This window comes from Pseudomonas sp. P5_A2_2 (assembly GCF_054177685.1).
Genome location: NZ_JBGCUL010001296.1, coordinates 1 through 1,097, shown reverse-complemented (window position 1 = coordinate 1,097; position 1,097 = coordinate 1). Strand labels below are relative to the sequence as shown.

2 protein-coding genes and 1 pseudogene are annotated in these 1,097 nt (G+C 61.3%); all 3 read right to left on the bottom strand.

All coding sequences use genetic code 11. The annotated features are described in order from the left end of the window. On the bottom strand, window positions 1-463 hold a 463-nt coding region (locus tag ACXRVY_RS30920; RefSeq protein WP_458239198.1), incomplete at its 3' end, for an NAD(P)-dependent oxidoreductase. 119 nt (window positions 464-582) lie between these two features. Continuing rightward, a complete protein-coding gene (locus tag ACXRVY_RS30915) occupies window positions 583-876 on the bottom strand; it encodes a YcgL domain-containing protein (protein ID WP_223461997.1) in 294 nt (97 codons plus the stop codon). Continuing rightward, window positions 873-1,097 (bottom strand): annotated as a pseudogene (locus ACXRVY_RS30910) (ribonuclease D); the annotation flags it as partial. The gene ACXRVY_RS30915 and the pseudogene ACXRVY_RS30910, both read right to left, overlap by 4 nt.

Below are 1,097 nucleotides of genomic sequence, written 5' to 3'. Positions count from 1 at the left end.
GCACGAGGAACTGCGCGACACTTTGACCGATATCACCCGTGCCGACGATCAGCACCTTACGCCCCGCCAGGCTCTGGCCATGGCGGCTGTCCCATTTGCGCTCGACCTGGCTGACCAGTCGCGCCAGCACTTCACGTTCGTGACCGAGCATATACGTGAGCACGTACTCGGCCATGACCTGGCCGAAGATGCCGACGGCACGCGTCAGCCGATAGTGCCGCGGCAAGCCGTCGGCCAGCAGCGGCGTGATGCCGGCCCAGGTCGATTGCAGCCATTGAGGCTGATGGCCCTGGCGCAACAGGGTCGCCAGCAAATCAGGCTGGCCGAGCCACACCGGGCAATCGGCGGCCTGGCTGGCCAGTTCGGCGGAATCACCGCTGGTCAGCACCTCCAGGTCCGGTGCCGCCTCGCGCAACAGTTGGGCGTACACGGGGTGGTCGTGTTCAGCAATCAGGACGCGCATGCTTCAAACCTTTCAAAAACGGTGCAGACGGCCGCCGACAGAGCGGTGCTCCATCGACGCTGCCATCGCAAAAATCAATGAGTGTTTCGTAACCACTCTGAACAGAGTCTGTCTGCCGTTCACATCGGATCGTTGCGACGCAACAATTCTTCCGGCAGGTGCTCGATGTACTCGTCTTCGGCAGGCGGCATTTGCAGGTGATAACCCTGTTTGTCGAGATTTTCCAGCACGACCGTGATGTCCTCGCGCGACAGTTTGCGCTCGGGGCTCAGCACCAGGTCGAAAGCGTGGATGGCCTTGCCGAAGGCTGCCATCAGGGGCTCCGGCACGCGCTCCAGAGCGTCGCTCTTGAGCACATACAGGTACATTTCGTTTCTCTTCGAGCTGCGGTAGATGGAACAAATACGTTTCAAGGCTGTTCTCCGGCGGTGGCCAGGCTGTCGAGCAGCGCCTGGCCCATCAATTCGCGGCGCCAGCCACGCAGCGAATCAGGCAATTGGTAGGGACCATTGGGGAAGCCGCTCTTGAGCAGCGCTTCCAGGGTTTTCTTGCGCAGCATCAGTTCCGGCGCGATATTCAGGCGCTCGGCTTCGGCCTGGCCTATGGCCTTCATTTGTTTGAGCAGTGCAGCGGG